The sequence below is a fragment of the Gibbsiella quercinecans genome (assembly GCF_002291425.1).
GTDB lineage: Bacteria > Pseudomonadota > Gammaproteobacteria > Enterobacterales > Enterobacteriaceae > Gibbsiella > Gibbsiella quercinecans.
Genome location: NZ_CP014136.1, coordinates 1,691,441 through 1,709,610 on the forward strand (window position 1 = coordinate 1,691,441; position 18,170 = coordinate 1,709,610).

Genomic DNA, 18,170 nt, shown 5'->3' on the forward strand with positions numbered 1-18,170 from the left:
CGCCGCCAGGCAGACGTGGGCGGCGATAACAGGAAGAGAAGATGGATAACCCAGAGCAGGTGAGAGCGCCCATGCACAACAATGAAATCCGTTACTTCATGGCGGTGGCCAGCACCGGCTCACTCAGCGCCGCCAGCCAGCAACTGTTTGTGGCCGTTTCCGCCATCAGCCGGCAAATTCAGCGGCTGGAAAGCCGGCTGGGGGTGCCGCTGTTCGATCGGCATGCCAGGGGGATGGTGCTTAACAGCGCCGGGCAGATTCTGGAAAACCATGTGCGCCGCAGCATGGCGGATATGGAGCTGGCGATTGCCGAGATCGAAGGCCTGAAATCGGCCCGGCAAACGACGATTCGCGTCGTGTGCACCGACGGCATCGCATTCAATATGATGCCGACCGTCATGGCCAAGTTCCGCCAACAGCACCCGACGGTCAATTTTTGCCTGTCGGTGGGCAGCGCCCGGCAGGTGCCGGAAATGGTGCGCAATGGCGAATGCGACGTGGCGCTGAAGTTCAGCCTGTCGCCGGAGTATGGCGTTGATGTGATCGCGACCTTTCCCTCGCCGTTTCTGGTGGTTATGAAAGAGGATCACCCGCTGGCCACAGCGGATTTTCAACTGGCCGATCTCAACGCTTACCCGGTCGCCCTGCCGGAACAAACGGCAACCGTGCGCCAGTTGTTTGATCTGTCATGCCGTATGAGCGGGGTTTTTATCGATCCGGTGTTTACCTGCAACCATTTCGCCACGCTGTATGCCTTCATCCTTAATACGCCGCAGGCGATCACCATCTGCAGCCATTTCTCACTGTTGTACTGCGCCCGGCGTGATGGTTTACAGATAAGGTCGCTCGACGCCAGGCAAGTAGGGCAGCGGACATTGCAGATCCAAACGGAAGCCAGCAAGCCAAAAACCGCGGCGCTGAAAACGTTCTTTGATTTTTTAACGGATGAACTCAACACCCAGGATGAACGCTTTCGCCAGGAGTATCGTATCCCGGGCTGATCGCCAGGTTACGTTCCGCCGTTCGGCACCTTCAATGGCTTCCACACCCGTGCCCCACTCACCAATGGCATTGTCTTTCATAAAATCAATGAATGAGGCTATACCCAAAATAATTCGAGTTGCAGGACAAAAACGCAAAAGCGTTTTTGAACAGCGCTAGCGCTGGCCCCGAAGGGGTGAGGCCGTATGGCCGAATCATGCGGCAACGCAGCGAATCCCCAGGAGCTTACTCCAGTAAGTGACTGGGGTGAGCGAGGAAAGCCAACGCACCTGCGGCTCGAAGTATGAAGGGTATAGGGGGGTTGACCTTCAGCGCGCATCTCGGCCTGCCGAGCAAGGCACCGTTGCCAGGGGCAATCGGCCACGGACGGATTGAGGCGAGACAAACAGGGAGGTTTGTCGTAGCCGACCCGCCCGGCGACGGTAACGCCGCGAGGGCACCCGCGCAGCGGGCAGGCCATGTTAAGTGCAGGCCGGGGTGTCGGGGCCGGGCCTTCGGCCCTGACAATTGCCAGCCACTATTGCCGCAAAGAAATTCGATACGATTAGGGCAATTCCCTTTACGCTGGTGGTGGCAGAGTACTGTTTTAGCAACGTTCTTTGCCCTGACCGTGAGGGTTTCGGTCGCTATAACTCGGTCGCTTTTTGTCGCACCGTAGCCCGCGCCCGAGTTAGGGGCCGTGGGCGCGGCCCCTAACGACCCACGCCTGCGCCATATCAGGCGGCCGCTACGCGGCTACCCTCACTGTGTCACTTCGCATCACGGCCGGCTACGACAGGCGTCCCTGCCTGTCTCGCCTGAAACCGCCGTCCTGGCGGTTTCGCCTATGCTACGTTCCGCCGTTCGGCACCTTCAATGGCTTCCACACCCGTGCTCCACTCACCACATGAATCGTCTTTGAAATTAACTTATTAACTCATTAATTTGTGTCAAAACAGGTGGTTAGGTTACCCGGTGGCGATAGATTGGGGGGTTGACGTTTAGCGCGCATCTTGGGCTGCCGAGCAAGGCACCGTTGCTAGGGGCAATCGGCCACGGACGGCCGATTGAGGCGAGACAAACAGGGAGGTTTGTCGTAGCCGACCCGCCCGGCGACGGGGACGCGGCGAGGGCACCCGCGCAGCGGGCAGGCCATGTTAAGCGCAGGCCGGGGTGTCGGGGCCGGGCCTTCGGCCCTGACAATTGCCGTGCACGATTGCCGCAAAGAAACTCGATACGATTAAGGCAATTCCACTTACACAACGGGTTACAAATACCATTGTTGATTAAGCGTACTGGCGGATCCGCGCCAGCAAGGCATCGATATTCTCAATCCGTTCGGCATTAACAATCAGAAAACGCCCCAGCACCAGCGCCTGCTGCTGGCATTCCGTGCGCATGGCCGCATCCTCAATGCCGTCCAGATCCGCCACGTGCGACAGACCGATGGTGCGGCGTATCAGCTCGGTACCGCTGTAACCCAGGGCATCTTTCCACACCTGTTGCAGGAACTGCTCGGCATAGCCCGGCACCGCCAGCGCCACATCACGCGTATGTTGATGGCACAGCGACAAAAAACGGTCGGCAAAAATCAACCACAGTTCGCGCACATCCTGCAGGCGTTGCTCACGCCCGGCGGCAGCCTCACGCGCAGCGAGCAGGCCCGGCAATCCGCAGAAATTGAGCAACAGGTTGCCCAGCGCCGTGCCCACGTCAAAGCCGATTGGCCCATAAAAACCAAATTCGGCGTCAATCGCCTTCAGCTTGCCTTCCGCGACAAATACCGAGCCGCTGTGAATATCCCCGTGCAGCAACGCCTGGGCCTGGCTCTGGAAACGATGCTTCAGGCCGGCCACCGCCAGCTTCAAGTCCGCATCGGCGCGCAACTCTTGCACCGCAGGCAATAATGCTTCTGCAAACTGGTTACGTTCGTGTTCAATGTAAGGATCGCTAAAAAACAGATCTTCGGTGATCTGGCACAGTTCTGGATTGGTAAAGCGTTGAACGTCGGCTTTTTTCTGTTGTGCGTTCTGGTAAAAATCAGAGGTGTGAAACAGCGCCTGCGCCAAATACTCCGCCAACTGCCCGACCGCCAGCGGATAATAATTGCCCTTGATTAACTCCGAACGCCAAATGTGGTGATCGGAAAGATCCTCCTGCACCATCACGGCCAGTTCAGGATCGTAATGCAGCACATTAACCGTATGGCGTGGGCAAAAATCAGCGTGCACCCGAAGCGTTTCCGCTTCAATACGCGCCCGATCCAGCGTCAAAGGCCAGGACTCGCCGACGCAGCGCACATAGGGCAACGCCTGCTTGACGATCACCCGGCTGACGCCCTCGCGATCGCGGATTTTAAACACCAGGTTCAGATTGCCGTCACCGATCTCTTCCGCGCTCACCAGCGCCTGTGGATCGGCAACCTGCCCATATTGCCGGGCATATTCAACGGCATCAGCAGCCGTAAACGTACGATAAAGCGACATTCCAACCCCTCTGGTGTCTTACAAAGCGATAATTCTTATTTTTTAGACGTAAAAGCATTTGGACGTCTATACATCCGCAAATCATGTTGGCAGAATATGCAGCCAGATGCAATAACAACGCAACAAGGATTTAACCGCTGATGCTAACGATTAACACTACCAGCCTGTCACTGAAAAACAACCAGCTCTGCATCCTCGATCAGCAAGCGTTGCCGCAGGAAAAACGTTGGCTGCCCAGCAACAGCGTGGAACAACTGGTTGAACATATTCAGGCCCTGCGCGTGCGCGGCGCGCCGTTAATCGGCCTGTCGGCCAGCCTGTTGCTGGCATTGCTGGCCGAGCGCGAGCTGCCGCGCGCCGAGCTGGAACAGGCGCTCGCTACGCTGCGCGCGGCGCGCCCAACGGCCGTTAACCTGATGAACAATCTGGATCGCATGAAGCTAGCGCTGGCGCAGCCGCAGTGGGTAGCCGCCATGGTGGATGAGGCGTTGCGCCTGGTGGAGGAAGACCGCGCGCAGTGCGATCGCATCGCCGACTACGGCGCGGCGCTGGTGCAGCCCGGCAGCCGCTTGCTGACCCACTGCAATACCGGTGGCCTGGCGACCGCCGGCGTTGGCACTGCGATTGGCGTGCTGCTGCGGGCGCACCAGCAGGGCAAGGTGGCGCAGGTGTGGGTGGACGAAACCCGCCCGCTGCTGCAGGGCGGCCGTTTAACCGCCTGGGAGCTGGGTGAGTTGGGCATTCCCTATCGGCTGATTTGCGATTCCATGGCCGCCGGCCTGATGGCGCAGGGCCAAGTGGATGCGGTGTGGGTGGGCGCCGATCGCATCGCCGCCAACGGCGACGTGGCGAACAAGATCGGCACCTACAGCCTGGCGGTACTGGCGCATTATCACGGCATCCCGTTCTACGTAGCGGCGCCGTATACCACGCACGATCCCCTTTGCCCAAACGGTGCGGCGATCCCCATCGAGCAGCGCGCGGCACAAGAAGTGACCGGCGTCGCCGGCAGCTTCGGCAGTTGCCAATGGGCGCCGGTTGACGCACCGGTGTATAACCCGGCGTTCGACGTCACGCCAGCGGCATTAATCAACGGTTGGATCCTGGACAGCGGCGTGATCACGCCGGAACAGGTGAAGGCCGGGGCTTTTCAACGGGCGCTCGGTTAAAAACACGAACGCGCCATAAAGGCGCGTTCCTTTTCCTCACCGCCCGGCGCCGTTAATCCAGGCGCGGGTAGGCTTCAGCAATCTTGTCGCCGGTAAAATGCGCCACCCAGCCTTCCGGGTTATCAAACAGGCGGATCGCCGTAAAGCTCGGCGACGATCCCATGTCGAACCAATGGCGCGTATTGGCCGGCACCGACAGCAGATCGTTTTTCTCACACAGGATCTGGTAGATCTTGCCGTTCAGGTGCAGGCAGAACAGCCCCGCCCCTTCAACAAAAAAACGTACTTCGTCTTCACCGTGGGTATGTTCAGACAGGAACTTTTCCCGCAGCACCTGGCGCTGTTCGTTATCCGGGCGCATGCTGATCACATCCCAGCTTTGATAGCCCTTTTCCGCCACCAGGCGGTCGATTTCGTGCTGATAGGCGGCGATCACCGCCTCCGGCTGCGGGTTTTCCCCCAGCTCGTGGTCGGCCTGCCACCGTTCGAAACGCACGCCAATCTGCGCCAGCTCCTGTTGGATGGCATTGGCATCATCGCTCTGCCACAGCGCTTGCTGCGGCTCTTTATCGCTGTATATCGTCAATCCACTCATCAGGCAAACTCCCCTACATTGATATGATCAAACCGCTTAACCTGCGGATGCCGGCTTTGCTCGTCTGCGTCGTCGCGGATCAGTTGGCAGGTGTGCCAACCGGCTTCCCTCGCTGCGTCCAGTTCCTGGCGGATATCCGACAGGAACAACAACTCACCCGGCGCAAACCCCGTTGCGCCGGCAATATTCCGGTATGACGCGCTTTCACGCTTGGCGCCGATCCGGGTGTCAAAGTAGCCACTGAACAACGGCTGCAAATCGCCCGCTTCGCTGTAGCCGAACAGCAGTTTTTGCGCTTCTACCGAACCGGAAGAATAAACATACAGCTTCAGCCCCTGCTGTTGCCAGGCGGCCAACTGCCCAGCCACTTCCGGGTACACATGGCTACGGAAATCGCCATGGTGATAACCGCTGCGCCAAATGATGCCCTGCAACGCCTTGAGCGCGGTGGACTTGCGATCTTCATCCATAAAGCGGTAGAGCGCGGCGATCAGCTGCGCCAGATCCGCATCCGGCTGGCCAAGCTCCTCGCGCAGCGCCGCCAACGGCGCCGCCACTTCAGCATCGTCGGCATGCTGGCGGATAAATGCATCCAGATGCGCCCGCGCATAAGGGAACAGCACCTGATGCACAAAGCGGATCTCACTGGTGGTGCCTTCAATATCAGTCACAATCGCGCGGATCATTTTGCCTCCAGCAAACGGCGTTGCAGTTCGCACTGGAATAAAAACTCCAGCCCTTCGAGATGGCGGAGCGCTTCCGCCACCGTATTGCCCCAGCAGTACAGGCCGTGGCCGCGTACCAGAAAACCATACTGCAACGGCGTTTGCCCGGCGTAGGCCGCAACCCGCGCCGCCAACGCCGGAATATCCTGGTCGTTGTCGAAAATCGGGATGCTGACGCTATCCAGGTGGCTGTGCTGGCCGCTAAGCGACTTTTGCATTTCATAGCCTTGCAGCACCACGGCCGTGCCCTTTTCCACCCGCGACAGCACCGTGGTATTCACCGAATGGGTGTGCAAAATAGCCCCCACCTGCGGCGCCAGGCGGTAAACCAGCGTATGCAGGCCGGTTTCCGCTGAAGGCTTCAGGCCGCTGGGAACATGATTGGTTGCCGTTTCCACCAACAGGAAATCCTGTTCGGTCAGGCTGCCTTTATCTTTGCCGGATGCGGTGACCAGGCAGCGCTCGGCATCCAGGCGCAGCGACATGTTGCCGTCGGTTGCCGGGCACCAGCCCTTTTCGCCAATCCAGCGGCAGGTGGCCAATAACGCCTGCAGTTGTGAATTTTCTGTCATTATGCTTGCTTCTTCCCAGTGGTCGATAGGCGCCATCATCCGCCCTGCTCCGCCCCCCGATGGCGCGGAAATTTACTTGCTGCGTAGCTATTGCCGCTTTGTTTATGGCGGGTTGCGGTAAGATCATTTTCTTACTTTAGCCGTCTAAGCGTCTTGATTGCCAAATACTAACATCGTGTTATATTGACAGCAACATGAGTACTAACAACCAAGACGGGGCGTCATTCTATTTATGAGCACTTCAGCACCGGTTCCCGAAAGCAAACTTCCTGCCCTCGGCACGACAATCTTCACCCAAATGAGCGCGCTGGCGCAGCAGCATCAGGCGATCAACCTCTCCCAGGGCTTCCCGGACTTCGACGGCCCGGATTACCTGAAAGAACGCCTGGCCTGGCACGTCAGCCAGGGTGCCAACCAATATGCCCCGATGACCGGCGTAGCGGCGCTGCGCGAGGCGATTGCCGATAAAACCGCGCAGCTTTATGGCTGGCAGCCGGATGTTAACGCGGAGATCACCGTCACCGCCGGCGCCACGGAAGCGCTGTTTGCCGCCATCAGCGCGCTGGTGCGCCCGGGCGACGAGGTGATCTGCTTCGATCCCAGCTATGACAGCTATGCTCCGGCGGTGACGCTGGCCGGCGGCGAGCTTAAACGCATTGCCCTGCAGCCGCCGGCATTCCGCGTGGACTGGCAGCAGTTTGCTGATGTGCTTTCGCCACGCACCCGTCTGGTGATCCTCAATACGCCGCACAACCCGTCCGCCACCGTCTGGCAGGCGGAAGATATGCAACAGTTGTGGGCCGCCATCGCCGAACGTGAAATCTATGTGTTGAGCGATGAAGTCTACGAGCACATCTGCTTTGCCAAAGGCGGCCATGCCAGCGTGCTGGCGCACCCGCAACTGCGCCAGCGCTCGGTGGCCGTATCTTCGTTTGGTAAAACCTACCATATGACCGGCTGGAAAGTGGGTTACTGCGTTGCCCCCGCCGCGATCAGCGCCGAGGTGCGCAAGGTGCACCAATACCTGACCTTCTCGGTCAATACTCCGGCACAGCTGGCGCTGGCCGATATGCTGCGCGCCGATCCTGAACACTGGCGCCAACTGCCGGCGTTCTACCGCGCCAAACGCGATCGCTTTGTGCAGGCGCTGGAGAACAGCCGGTTGGAAATCTTGCCCTGCGAAGGCACCTACTTCCTGCTGGCGGATTACAGCGCGGTGTCCGATCTGGACGACGTCGAATTTTGCCGCTGGCTCACCGAGCACGTCGGTGTGGCGGCCATTCCACTTTCCGTTTTTTGCGCCGATCCCTTCCCTCATAAATTAATCCGGCTGTGTTTTGCCAAACAGGATGCCACGCTGGATGCGGCTGCGGAGCGTTTATGTCGACTTTAAAAATCACCCTGTTACAGCACCCGCTGGTTTGGCGCGACGGGGCGGCCAACCTGCAGCAGTTTGACGCCGCGCTGGCGGCGATCGCCGGCCGGGATGTCATCGTGCTGCCGGAAATGTTCACCACCGGCTTTGCGATGGATGCCGGTGAAAGCGCGCTGCCGGAACCGCAGGTGATTGAATGGCTGCACGCCTGGGCCAAGAAAACCAATGCGCTGATCGGCGGCAGCGTGGCGCTGAAAACCCCGCAGGGCGCGGTTAACCGCTTCCTGCTGGTAGAGCCGGGCGGCAACGTGCATGGTTACGATAAACGCCACCTGTTCCGCATGGCCGGCGAACATCAGCACTATCAGGCGGGTAAACAGCGCAAGGTGGTTGAATGGCGCGGCTGGCGTATCCTGCCGCAAATCTGTTACGACCTACGCTTCCCGGTGTGGTCACGCAACCTGCAGGATTACGATCTGGCCCTGTACGTCGCCAACTGGCCGGCGCCGCGCAGCCTGCACTGGCAAACGCTGCTGGCGGCGCGCGCCATCGAAAACCAGGCATACGTGGCCGGTTGCAACCGGGTGGGGGAAGACGGCAACGGCCTGCACTACAGCGGCGACAGCCTGATCATCAGCCCGCAGGGGGAAGTGCTCGCGCAGGCAGAGCCCGGCCAGCCGGCCAGGCTGGATGCCGATCTGTCGCTGGAAAACCTGCAAACCTACCGCAATGCCTTCCCGGCATGGCGCGATGCCGACAGCTTCCTGCTCCACGATTAACCCAGTGTAGTTTTAAGCCAAGGGGGCGGCGCCTTTGCCGCCCCTTCAAACTGCCGACAAAATTTGGTATCAGGGAAAGCATACCGTAAGCGTCGTAGCGGCTTAGTCCGTTGCTTTGCCAATTATATCTGGTTAAGTATTATGGCGACTATTTATCCATATAAAAGGAATTTGACATGGAAGAAAGGATTATACCGTGGGACGGCAGTTACAGCATGGTCACCGGCCCCGGATGCGTCCGCAAAGAAGTGATGGTTCCCTCATATCCCCGCCTCTATTTTCATCCCGACAGTGAAACCCTGCTGGCCGTTGACCAATGTGACGGGCATGACCTTGAACAGGAAAGTAACCGGCTTACGCACTATCTGGCAAAACGGGCTGATTCGTTGCAGCGAATTGAAGAACTGATACAGGGGGCCATCACACCGGGCTGGGCAAATATTCGGGAGCGCGACCGATATCAGTCTCTGCTGAAGGCAGAGTACCAACACCTTGATGAAGCCTGCCAGGCCCTGCGAGCAGAGCTTACGGCACTGTCGCCGGCGGAACATCTGCCTGAAACGACCTTGTTGGATGAGAGCAGTAAAGAGAATGCCATTGGGCTCATGGAACTGATAGAAGTTAGGGGTGGAAAAAACGGCGCTAAATATGTTTATGTCCGCTCGGACAAAATAGGCAGCCACTGGCGGCGCTATCAGCTGAATGATTCCGAGCAGAAAAGCGGCGGGAAAAGTTTCCTGAAAATGGTGGAATACACCGGGGAGGACGGACAGCGCCGTACTCGTCAGGAGATTGACCCGGAGAAGTTAAAAAGCCAGTTGGCGAAGCTGAAGCCTTCCATGACGGCATGGGAGGTGAAACTGCTGGATGACAATGCCGGCATCTGGAGCCAATGGGCACGAGAATTAAACGACAGCCTGAAACACTCTCCCTATGAAGGCTCCTGTATAGCGTTTGACGCACAGGCGCAGTTGCTGCGCTGGGCATACGGTGCCAGCATGAAAGGCGTGCTTAACCCGTTTGAAGTTGATATCCGCACCGGAAAACGTAAGGCAATTACCGATCTTAGCGGTAAAACCCGTTTTTATGCGAATCTGGCGCTGGCAGAAGCCAAAAGCAACGGAACGCTGCACCTGCCGGACAAGGTTGGGGTAAGAATTTGCTACCCACTGGATCCTGCGAAAATCCCCGGTGGCGGGATCGGTATCCTCGGTACGTTGCGTTTTGATATAGAGCTTGCGCTGTCCGGCAGCATCGGGGCCAGCCTCGGTGTGGAGGCTGGCGTTAGCATCACTGATGATCGGGCAAAAGGGCTGCCGGTAAAAGCCATTCCCGATCAGGGATACGGTTTCTGGCGCAAAGTCGATGTCACGAAAGCGGCAGACGAACCTCTCAGCGGCGGCGCGGAGTTAGGCATGTTTGCCGGAGCGGAAGCCGGCGCCAACGTATCTGGTACACTGCTTTGGCTCAACCCCGACCATGAGGACAAATACAGCACGCTGGCAAAGGTGGCCGTGGGGGCAACAGTTCAGACGGGGGCAGGATTCAGCGGGCAGCTCAAGTTCAGATGGCAAAATGGTAAAGTTCGCATTGAGGTCAGCGGCGGGCTGTGCTGGGGGACCGGCGGCAAGGGGGCGATGAGTTTTGACGTGAATGGCCCGGCCATCATGGCGGAATTTATGCCCTGCCTGGTTTATATGCTGCGCAATGCCGACTACGTTCAGTTAATGCAGATTATGTTGGCCGACGACTACTACGCGTTCTGTGCCATCCCGCTGCTGGTGGGGATGTACGGCATCAACCGTGTCATTGATAGCGGTGACGAGATTACTAGCGCGTTGATAAGAAGCTGGCAAATCAAAGAAGCCCGCGTAGCGCTGATGGAAAAAATCCTCAAGACAAAAGGCGATTGCCTGAAGTTTGCGCCGCCGGAGAGCAAGGGCGCGGCCATTGCGGCGCTGATTGAGACCGGTTTCTGGGATGCGGTTGCCAGCCCGGCCAGCCACGCAGAAACGCCCTGTGAAGGGGGAACCACCTTCAGCGCCCGCAAACGCGCCGTGATTTATGCCCTGCGCTGGGTACAGTCGCAGCGTGAATATGAAAATATTATGCAGCATCTCGATGCCGATATGTCAGTGAAGAGTAACTGGCAAGCCAATGAACAGCGGGTAACAGCATTTTTGGCACGGGGAGAGGCGCCGCGCACTTATGGTTATGCCGGTTCACTGCACCCCGGCGCGCAAAACATCACCATTGAACCCAGTCACTACGCAGATAACCTGAAAAATCTTTATCGACACCTGCCGGAAGCCCCGGCCATTCCCCCCGGCCATATCAATATGTCCACCCTGCCACTGAAAGAAGTTCTGCCGATATATCTCTATAGTTGTACGCAGCTGGTTGCTTCCATGCACGGAGGTAAATCATGACGCGGATACATTATGGCCTGGCGGGGGCCCTGATAATGCTGGCGCTATGTGGCTGCCGGGACGAACAAAAGCTAAAAGCAGAACAGGATGCGCTGGTTAGCACCGCACTGGATAACATGGTGGCGGTGAAAGGCGGTCGTTTTCAGATAGGAGACTTTGGCCCCCTTATTGGTGAAAAACTGCCTTTCAGTGCGGATACAGACAACAAGCCACTGCACTGGGTTGAACTGTCTGATTTTCGCATCAGTCGATACCGGGTGACCTGGGACGAGTTTAATCGTTGGCTGACGATTGAGGGGAGGGATCTGACTAATTTCTACAAGAATACTCGCGATAGTAAATATACGTGGAAAAGTGGCCGGGAAGCTCTTGGTGACAATTATCCGGCCTCTGCCAGTTGGAATGATGCCCGCGCATACTGCCTGTGGCTGGGACAGGTCAGCCACCGGCATATTGACTTGCCGACAGAAGCACAGTGGGAATATGCCGCACGCAGCCGGGGCCAATTCCTGATTCTGGCTAATAGCGATAATCACTGGTATTACGAGGATAATAAAGCCCGTAACATCGCTCCCTCAGCGGAAAACCGCCCTGTCGGGAGCTATGCCCCAAATCCTCTTGGTTTGTATGACATGCTGGGGAACGGAACTGACTGGGTTAAAGACTGGTATGCAGCAGATTATTACAGCTATTCACCTGAAAAAGATCCTCAGGGGCCGGAAACAGGGGAGAAAAAAGTTATTCGGGGGCGTCAGGGCGCACCATCAGATTCACTTACTATGATCCGTGAAAGCATGAAGCCGGACACAGTATCGGGTCCTCCATCTCGATCGAGTGGTTTTCGCTGCGTTGAGAACAGCCCGACAATACATTGATTGATTAAAAAGAAAATTACATTTTTATAATTTTTTCATACGGTTGATAAAATGTGGTAATCGGGAAAGGCATAGCGGCATAAGCTGCCGACTAGCGCAAAACAAAGGGATTTTGACATGAAAAAGAGGATTATACCGAAGGGCAACAGATGCTATACGGTAATGAGCGGAGCCTATCGATACCTGCCGGAAACCCCGGCCATTCCCCCCGGCCATATCAATATGTCCACCCTGCCACTGAAAGAAGTTCTGCCGATATATCTCTATAGTTGTACGCAGCTGGTTGCTTCCATGCACGGAGGTAAATCATGACGCGGATACATTATGGCCTGGCGGGGGCCCTGATAATGCTGGCGCTATGTGGCTGCCGGGACGAACAAAAGCTAAAAGCAGAACAGGATGCGCTGGTTAGCACCGCACTGGATAACATGGTGGCGGTGAAAGGCGGTCGTTTTCAGATGGGAGACTTTGGCCCTCTTATTGGTGAAAAACTGCCTTTCAGTGCGGATACAGACAACAAGCCACTGCACTGGGTTGAACTGTCTGATTTTCGCATCAGTCGATATCGGGTGACCTGGGACGAGTTTAATCGTTGGCTGACGATTGAGGGGAGGGATCTGACTAATTTCTACAAGAATACTCGCGATAGTAAATATACGTGGAAAAGTGGCCGGGAAGCTCTTGGTGACAATTATCCGGCCTCTGCCAGTTGGAATGATGCCCGCGCATACTGCCTGTGGCTGGGACAGGTCAGCCATCGGCATATTGACCTGCCGACAGAAGCACAGTGGGAATATGCCGCACGCAGTCGGGGCCAGTTTCGGATTTTTGGTAACAGCGATAATCGATACCACTACGAAAATGACAAGGCCCGTAACATCGCGCCCTCAGCGAAAAACCGCCCTGTCGGGAGCTATGCCCCAAATCCTCTTGGTTTGTATGACATGCAGGGAAATGGGACCGACTGGATAAAAGACTGGTATGCAGCAGATTATTACAGCCATTCCCCTGAAAAAGATCCGCAAGGGCCCGACAATGGCGATAGGAGAATCGTCAGAGGGATACCCAATGATGCAGGAGAAGGTTATACGATAACTCGTGGAAGCAAAAAACCGGATACTGTGTATGGCCCCCCGTCACGGACAACAGGGTTCCGCTGCGTTGAGAACAGCCCGACAACACATTGATTGATTAAAAAGAAAATTACATTTTTATAATTTTTTCATACGGTTGATGAAACGTGGTAATCGGGAAAGGCATAGCGTCGTAAGCCGCCTAACGGCCTCTCTGTATGGGTGACCCGAATATCTCATTAACGATTGGCGGTTTTATCAATAAATTCAAGGGGGCGGCGCCTTTGCCGCCCCTTGTGATTCATGAAGCCTCGTCACCGATGGCGCTTTTGTCTTCGGCTTCCACCTGGTTGAACAATACGTTCAGTAGCAGTGCCGCCAGGCATGAGGCGCTGATGCCGGAGTGCAGCAGGGTGCGCACCCAGTACGGGAACTGATCGTAAAACGTCGGCATCACGATGGGGATCATGCCGAAGGCAATCGCCGTCGCCACCACCACCAGGTTCATGTTGTCCTTGTATTCCACCTTCGCCAGGGTGCGAATGCCGCTGGCGGCCACCGAACCGAACAGCACCACCCCAGCGCCCCCCAGCACCGGCAAGGGGATACAGGCCATTATCGTGCCCAATATCGGCAGCACGCCGAGCACCACCAGGATCGCACCGCCGGCGCTGACCACAAAGCGGCTTTTCACGCCAGTGAGCGCCACCAGCCCGATATTCTGGGCAAACGAGCTTTGCGGAAACGAATTGAACACCGGCGACAGCGCGCTGGAAAGCATATCAGCGCGCAGGCCGTTGGCGATGCGGCGCGAACCCACCGGTGAACCGACGATCTCCCCTACCGCAATCAGCCCGGCGGTGGTTTCGGTCAACAGCACCAGAACAATCAGCAGCATGGAAAGAATCGCACTCAGCTCAAAGGTCGGCCAGCCGAAGGCGAAGGGCGCCGGTATCGCCAGCCAAGGCCCGCTGCCCACCGCTGAGAAATCCACCTTGCCCATTAACGCCGCCGCCGCACAACCGGCCGCCATCGCCAACAGCACCGCCAGGCGTTTCAATGCTGGTGAACCGACCTTGTTCAACAGCAGGATCACCGCCAGCGTCGCCGCCGCCAGGCCGATATTCCCCGTCGAGCCCCAGTCCGGCGCCTTGGCATTGCCGCCCATCGCCCAGCGAATGGCCACCGGCATCAGCGACAGGCCAATCACCGTCACCACCGTACCGGTCACCACCGGGGGAAAGAAGCGGATAATCTGCGAAAAGAACGGCGCGATCAGCAACCCGATCAACGAAGCCGCGATCACCGCGCCAAACACCGCCGGCAGGCCGCCGCCACCGTTGACAATCGTGACCATCGTCGCCACGCCGGCGAAAGAAACCCCTTGCACCAGTGGCAAGCGCGAACCAAAGTGCGGCATCCCCAGAGTTTGCAATAACGTGGCCAGCCCGCTGACAAACAGAGCCGCCGTCACCAACATGCCGATTTGCGGCGCGCTCAGCCCAGCGGCCGAACCGATAATCAGGGGCGGCGTGATAATGCCGCCATACATCGTCAAAATATGCTGCAAACCGTAGGCAAAGGTTTTACCCAGCGGCAGTTGTTCGTCTTCCGGGCGGCACGCGGCCGCGCCCCTCTCTTGCGATAGAGCCATAATTCCCCCGCTAACTGGGTCATCGAGATGTCATGTCATCGGGCGGGGAACCCCGCCCGATGGTTGCGCGGTATTGCGCGATCGCTAAGGCGCTTAACTGCCCCGGTACGTTGAGTATGAGTACGGGCTGACCAACAGCGGCAGATGGTAATGCTGTTGCGCATCCTCAATGGCAAAATCGATAATTGCCGTCACGTACAGGGTTTGCCGTTGGCTTTGGGCGAAATAGCCGCCCAGATCGGCATTCAGGCGATAGCGCCCGCCGGCCAGGCCCTCCGGCGTCAGATCACGCACGCGGCCGTCGGCGTCAGAGTGGCTTTCCGCGACCACCCGCCACTGCTGGTTTTCCAGCCGCTCCAGCCAAACGCGCACGCCGGCCGCCGGCTTGCCGACGGAGGTATCAAGAATATGGGTGCTGATATTACTCATGGCTTAATAGCTCCTTAAAACGCAGCGATACGATTTCACGCAGTTGCTCGGCGGTTTCCTGCTGCTCCTGCTCGGGGCTGTTTTGCAACCGGCGCTCAAGCTCACGCAGGATGGTTTGCCCGTCGCGCCCGGCGGCGCGGATCAGGAATACCTGGCCAAAGCGGGTTTCGTAGCGCAGATTGCCGTCCAGCAGGGCCTGCGCCAGCTCCGCATCCCGGCTATTCACTGCCGCCTGCTCACGCCGGGAAAACTGTGCCGCCTGCCCCTGGCCGTTGGCACGTTCGCCGATGCGCGGGTGCGCCGCCAGCGCCACCGCCACTTCTTCCGGCTGCCAGTCGAGCGCCGCCTGTTGGCCAAAGGCCAGTGCGGCCGCCACACTGTCAAACGGCCGGGCGGCGATCACCGCGTCGATCCAACGGGCGATATCCACACACGGGCGCAGCAGGCGCGCGGCTTCTGGCGCCGGCAGTTGGTTAAACTGTTGTAACCTCATGCGTTATCCCCCCAACTTGCCACCGTCTGGCAATACGCCTGAATAGCCAGCGCCACGTCCGCCTGGGTGACGGATTCATCCGGGTGGTGGCTGATGCCGCGATCGCAGCGCACAAACAGCATCCCCACCGGCCACTGTGCGGACACCGCGATCGCATCGTGGCCGGCCCCGCTTGGCAGCGCCGGGCTTTGCCCCTGCACCTGTATCACCCCGTCATGCCAGCGCCGTTGTAGATCGGCGTCGCAGGCAGTGGCGTCAATGCGGTAAAACTCCTCGCTGGCGAAGTGCACACCGCGGCGGGCGGCGATCGCCTGCGCCTGCTCCAGCAGCCCGGCCAACAGTTGCGCCAGCGGGCCGTCCTGCGGGCCACGCACGTCAAGCGACAGCGTGACCTGGCCAGGAATGACGTTCACCGCGCCAGGCACGGCTTCGATGCAGCCGACGGTCGCCACCAGGTGTGGATCGCTGCTGCGGGTGAGATTTTCCACCGCCACCATCCACTCGGCCGCCGCCGCCAGCGCATCGCGGCGCTGGCCCATCGGCACGGTGCCGGCATGGCCGGCTTCGCCGGTAAAGGTGCAGTTCAGGCGGCGCGCGCCGTTAATCGCCGTCACCACCCCCAGCGCCAGGCCGGCGGCTTCCAGGCACGGCCCCTGTTCGATATGCAGTTCCAGATAGGCGCAAAAGGCCTCTTTGGCGCGTTTCGCTTCGCCAATGGCATCAGGATCCAACCCAGCGTCGCGCAGCGCCTGCGCCACGGTGATACCGTCGGCGTCAGTGCGCTGCAGCCAGTCTGCCGGCCATTGGCCGGTGATGCCTTTGCTGCCGAGCAAGGTAATGCCAAAGCGGGTGCCTTCTTCGTCGGCAAAGCCAATCACCTCTATCGCCACCGGCAGGCGGCGCCGCTGGGCATGCAAATGCGCCACCACTTCCAGCGCGGTCAGCACGCCCAGCATGCCGTCGTAGCGCCCGGCATTGCGCACCGTATCCAGATGCGATCCCAACAGCAACGCCGGCGCGCCCGGGGTTTGCCCTTCATAACGGCCGCAGATATTGCCGACGCTGTCCTGCCAGACCGTCATGCCCAACGCGCGCATCCAGTCGCCCACTCGTTGGTTGGCGCGCAGGTGTTCGGGCGAAAGGTATACCCGCGTCAGTTGGCCCGGCGTACTGCTGATTGCCGCCAGCGCGTCGCAGCGCGCCAGCACGCGCGCCGCGGCCTGCTCCGCCGCCTGGGCCGACAACAATGTCGCCATCAGCAGCCCCCTGCGCTATAGGTGTTCCAGGCCGCCTGCAACGCCTCGCCCTGCTTGCTCACGAAGCCCAGGCGGTTCAATACCGCTTCCAGCGCCGCCAGCGTTTGCAGCACACAGTCTTTGCGCGCGTTGTAGCCCATGGTGCCGATGCGCCAGATTTTGCCCTGCAGCGGGCCGAACGAGGTGCCAATCTCGATGGCGAAATCGTTCAGCATCATCTGGCGCACCTGCTCGCCGTGTATGCCCTGCGGGATCACCACGCCGAGCACGTTGTTCATCCGGTTGTCCAGATCGCCGAACACCGCCAGCCCCATGCCCTGAATGCCGGCCAGCATTGCGGCGCCATGCAGGCGATGGCGTTCAATGGTGTTGTCCAACCCTTCTTCCAGGATCACCCGGGCGCATTCGCGGGCAGCGAATAACATGCTGGTGGCTTCCGTATGGTGGTTAAGGCGCTCCGGCCCCCAGTAATCCATGATCATGCCCAGATCGAAGTAGTTGGAATAGATCATCTCTTCTTCGCCGTTGGCATGATCGGCGGTGCGGATCCCTTCTTCCACGCATTTGCGGCGGCAAACAATCTCTTCAAAGCGCGGGCTAAGGGTAATCGGGGAACTGCCGGACGGGCCGCCCAGGCACTTTTGCAACCCGGCCGATACGGCGTCCAGCCCCCAGGCGTCGGTTTCCAGCGGGTTGCCGGCGAACGAAGCGGTGGCGTCGGTATAAAACAGCACGCCGTGGCGGCGGCAAATCTCGCCGAGCTGGTTAAGCGGCTGCAGCATGGTGGTTGACGTATCGCCCTGCACCGTCAACAGCAGGCGCGGGCGCACCGTTTTAATCGCATCTTCAATCTGATCGGCGCTGAACACTTCGCCCCACGGCGCTTCAATGGTGTGCACTTCAGCGCGGCAGCGGCGGGCGATTTCACACAGCAGGTGGCCAAAGCGGCCGAACACCGGCACCAGCACCTTATCGCCGGGGCGGATAGCGGAAACCAGCACCGCTTCAATGCCGGAACGGGACGTGCCGTCCACCAGCATGGTCCAGCGGTTTTCCGTGCGAAAAAGCGCCCGGTACAGTTCCATCACCTGGTTCATGTAACCGGTCATCGCCGGATCGTACTGGCCAATCAGCTGGCTCGACATGGCACGCAGCACGCGCGGATCGGCGTTGATTGGGCCAGGGCCCATCAGCAGGCGTTGCGGTGGGTTTATCTGATCGAATTTGCTGATATCTAACATGTTATTTCCTTGCGAGCTTAATAAGTTATTATCTTGTT

Annotated in this window: 16 protein-coding genes; 7 read left to right on the plus strand and 9 right to left on the minus strand. The window is 58.7% G+C overall.

What is annotated here, in order from left to right:
- Positions 1 to 71: 71 nt before the first annotated feature.
- Positions 72 to 1,001, plus strand: coding sequence for a LysR family transcriptional regulator (locus tag ACN28Q_RS07850; RefSeq protein WP_095848956.1), 930 nt, complete (start codon positions 72 to 74; stop codon positions 999 to 1,001).
- 1,266 nt (positions 1,002 to 2,267) lie between these two features.
- Here ACN28Q_RS07850 and mtnK read toward each other — a convergent pair.
- A complete protein-coding gene (mtnK, locus tag ACN28Q_RS07855; protein ID WP_095845836.1) occupies positions 2,268 to 3,467 on the minus strand; it encodes an S-methyl-5-thioribose kinase in 1,200 nt (399 codons plus the stop codon).
- Positions 3,468 to 3,607: 140 nt separating this feature from the next.
- Here mtnK and mtnA point away from each other — a divergent pair, with 140 nt between their 5' ends.
- Positions 3,608 to 4,636 (plus strand): S-methyl-5-thioribose-1-phosphate isomerase, encoded by a 1,029-nt coding sequence (mtnA, locus tag ACN28Q_RS07860; protein ID WP_095845837.1) that lies wholly within the window; start codon positions 3,608 to 3,610, stop codon positions 4,634 to 4,636.
- Between the two features lie 52 nt (positions 4,637 to 4,688).
- Here mtnA and ACN28Q_RS07865 read toward each other — a convergent pair whose 3' ends face one another.
- From ACN28Q_RS07865 to ACN28Q_RS07875, 3 genes are read right to left on the minus strand one after another with little or no spacing between them, the layout of a single operon-like run.
- Positions 4,689 to 5,231, minus strand: a complete 543-nt coding sequence (locus ACN28Q_RS07865; protein WP_095845838.1) for a 1,2-dihydroxy-3-keto-5-methylthiopentene dioxygenase — start codon at positions 5,229 to 5,231, stop codon at positions 4,689 to 4,691.
- Positions 5,231 to 5,917: an acireductone synthase gene (mtnC, locus tag ACN28Q_RS07870; RefSeq protein WP_095845839.1), complete on the minus strand. Its 687-nt coding sequence runs from the start codon at positions 5,915 to 5,917 to the stop codon at positions 5,231 to 5,233. The genes ACN28Q_RS07865 and mtnC overlap by 1 nt, the downstream gene beginning before the upstream one ends.
- Positions 5,914 to 6,528, minus strand: a complete 615-nt coding sequence (locus ACN28Q_RS07875; RefSeq protein ID WP_095848957.1) for a methylthioribulose 1-phosphate dehydratase — start codon at positions 6,526 to 6,528, stop codon at positions 5,914 to 5,916. The genes mtnC and ACN28Q_RS07875 overlap by 4 nt, the downstream gene beginning before the upstream one ends.
- Before the next feature lie 232 nt (positions 6,529 to 6,760).
- Between ACN28Q_RS07875 and ACN28Q_RS07880 the strand changes: the two genes are divergently transcribed.
- From ACN28Q_RS07880 to ACN28Q_RS07900, 5 genes are all read left to right on the plus strand, one after another.
- Positions 6,761 to 7,921, plus strand: a complete 1,161-nt coding sequence (locus tag ACN28Q_RS07880) for a pyridoxal phosphate-dependent aminotransferase (RefSeq protein WP_095845840.1) — start codon at positions 6,761 to 6,763, stop codon at positions 7,919 to 7,921.
- The gene (locus tag ACN28Q_RS07885) at positions 7,909 to 8,682 is read left to right on the plus strand and encodes an amidohydrolase (RefSeq protein WP_095845841.1); all 774 of its coding nucleotides are present in this window, start codon (positions 7,909 to 7,911) and stop codon (positions 8,680 to 8,682) included. The genes ACN28Q_RS07880 and ACN28Q_RS07885 overlap by 13 nt, the downstream gene beginning before the upstream one ends.
- Positions 8,683 to 8,858: 176 nt before the next feature.
- Entirely contained in the window at positions 8,859 to 11,111 is a 2,253-nt protein-coding gene (locus ACN28Q_RS07890) for a hypothetical protein (RefSeq protein ID WP_095845842.1), read from the plus strand.
- On the plus strand, positions 11,108 to 11,986 hold the full coding sequence (locus ACN28Q_RS07895; RefSeq protein WP_095845843.1) for a formylglycine-generating enzyme family protein: 879 nt from the start codon (positions 11,108 to 11,110) through the stop codon (positions 11,984 to 11,986). Before ACN28Q_RS07890 ends, ACN28Q_RS07895 begins: the two co-directional genes overlap by 4 nt.
- A gap of 308 nt (positions 11,987 to 12,294) precedes the next feature.
- A complete protein-coding gene (locus ACN28Q_RS07900) occupies positions 12,295 to 13,173 on the plus strand; it encodes a formylglycine-generating enzyme family protein (protein WP_095845844.1) in 879 nt (292 codons plus the stop codon).
- Between the two features lie 187 nt (positions 13,174 to 13,360).
- On the opposite strand, the gene ACN28Q_RS07905 is transcribed toward ACN28Q_RS07900, so the two are convergent.
- The 5 genes from ACN28Q_RS07905 to ACN28Q_RS07925 form a co-directional block, all read right to left on the minus strand.
- A complete protein-coding gene (locus ACN28Q_RS07905) occupies positions 13,361 to 14,713 on the minus strand; it encodes a nucleobase:cation symporter-2 family protein (RefSeq protein WP_095845845.1) in 1,353 nt (450 codons plus the stop codon).
- Between the two features lie 93 nt (positions 14,714 to 14,806).
- On the minus strand, positions 14,807 to 15,142 hold the full coding sequence (uraH, locus tag ACN28Q_RS07910; RefSeq protein ID WP_095845846.1) for a hydroxyisourate hydrolase: 336 nt from the start codon (positions 15,140 to 15,142) through the stop codon (positions 14,807 to 14,809).
- The gene (gene uraD / locus ACN28Q_RS07915; RefSeq protein ID WP_095845847.1) at positions 15,135 to 15,635 is read right to left on the minus strand and encodes a 2-oxo-4-hydroxy-4-carboxy-5-ureidoimidazoline decarboxylase; all 501 of its coding nucleotides are present in this window, start codon (positions 15,633 to 15,635) and stop codon (positions 15,135 to 15,137) included. Before uraD ends, uraH begins: the two co-directional genes overlap by 8 nt.
- A complete protein-coding gene (hpxK, locus tag ACN28Q_RS07920) occupies positions 15,632 to 16,891 on the minus strand; it encodes an allantoate amidohydrolase (protein WP_095845848.1) in 1,260 nt (419 codons plus the stop codon). Before hpxK ends, uraD begins: the two co-directional genes overlap by 4 nt.
- The gene (locus ACN28Q_RS07925; RefSeq protein WP_095845849.1) at positions 16,891 to 18,132 is read right to left on the minus strand and encodes a pyridoxal-phosphate-dependent aminotransferase family protein; all 1,242 of its coding nucleotides are present in this window, start codon (positions 18,130 to 18,132) and stop codon (positions 16,891 to 16,893) included. The genes hpxK and ACN28Q_RS07925 overlap by 1 nt, the downstream gene beginning before the upstream one ends.
- Positions 18,133 to 18,170: the final 38 nt, after the last annotated feature.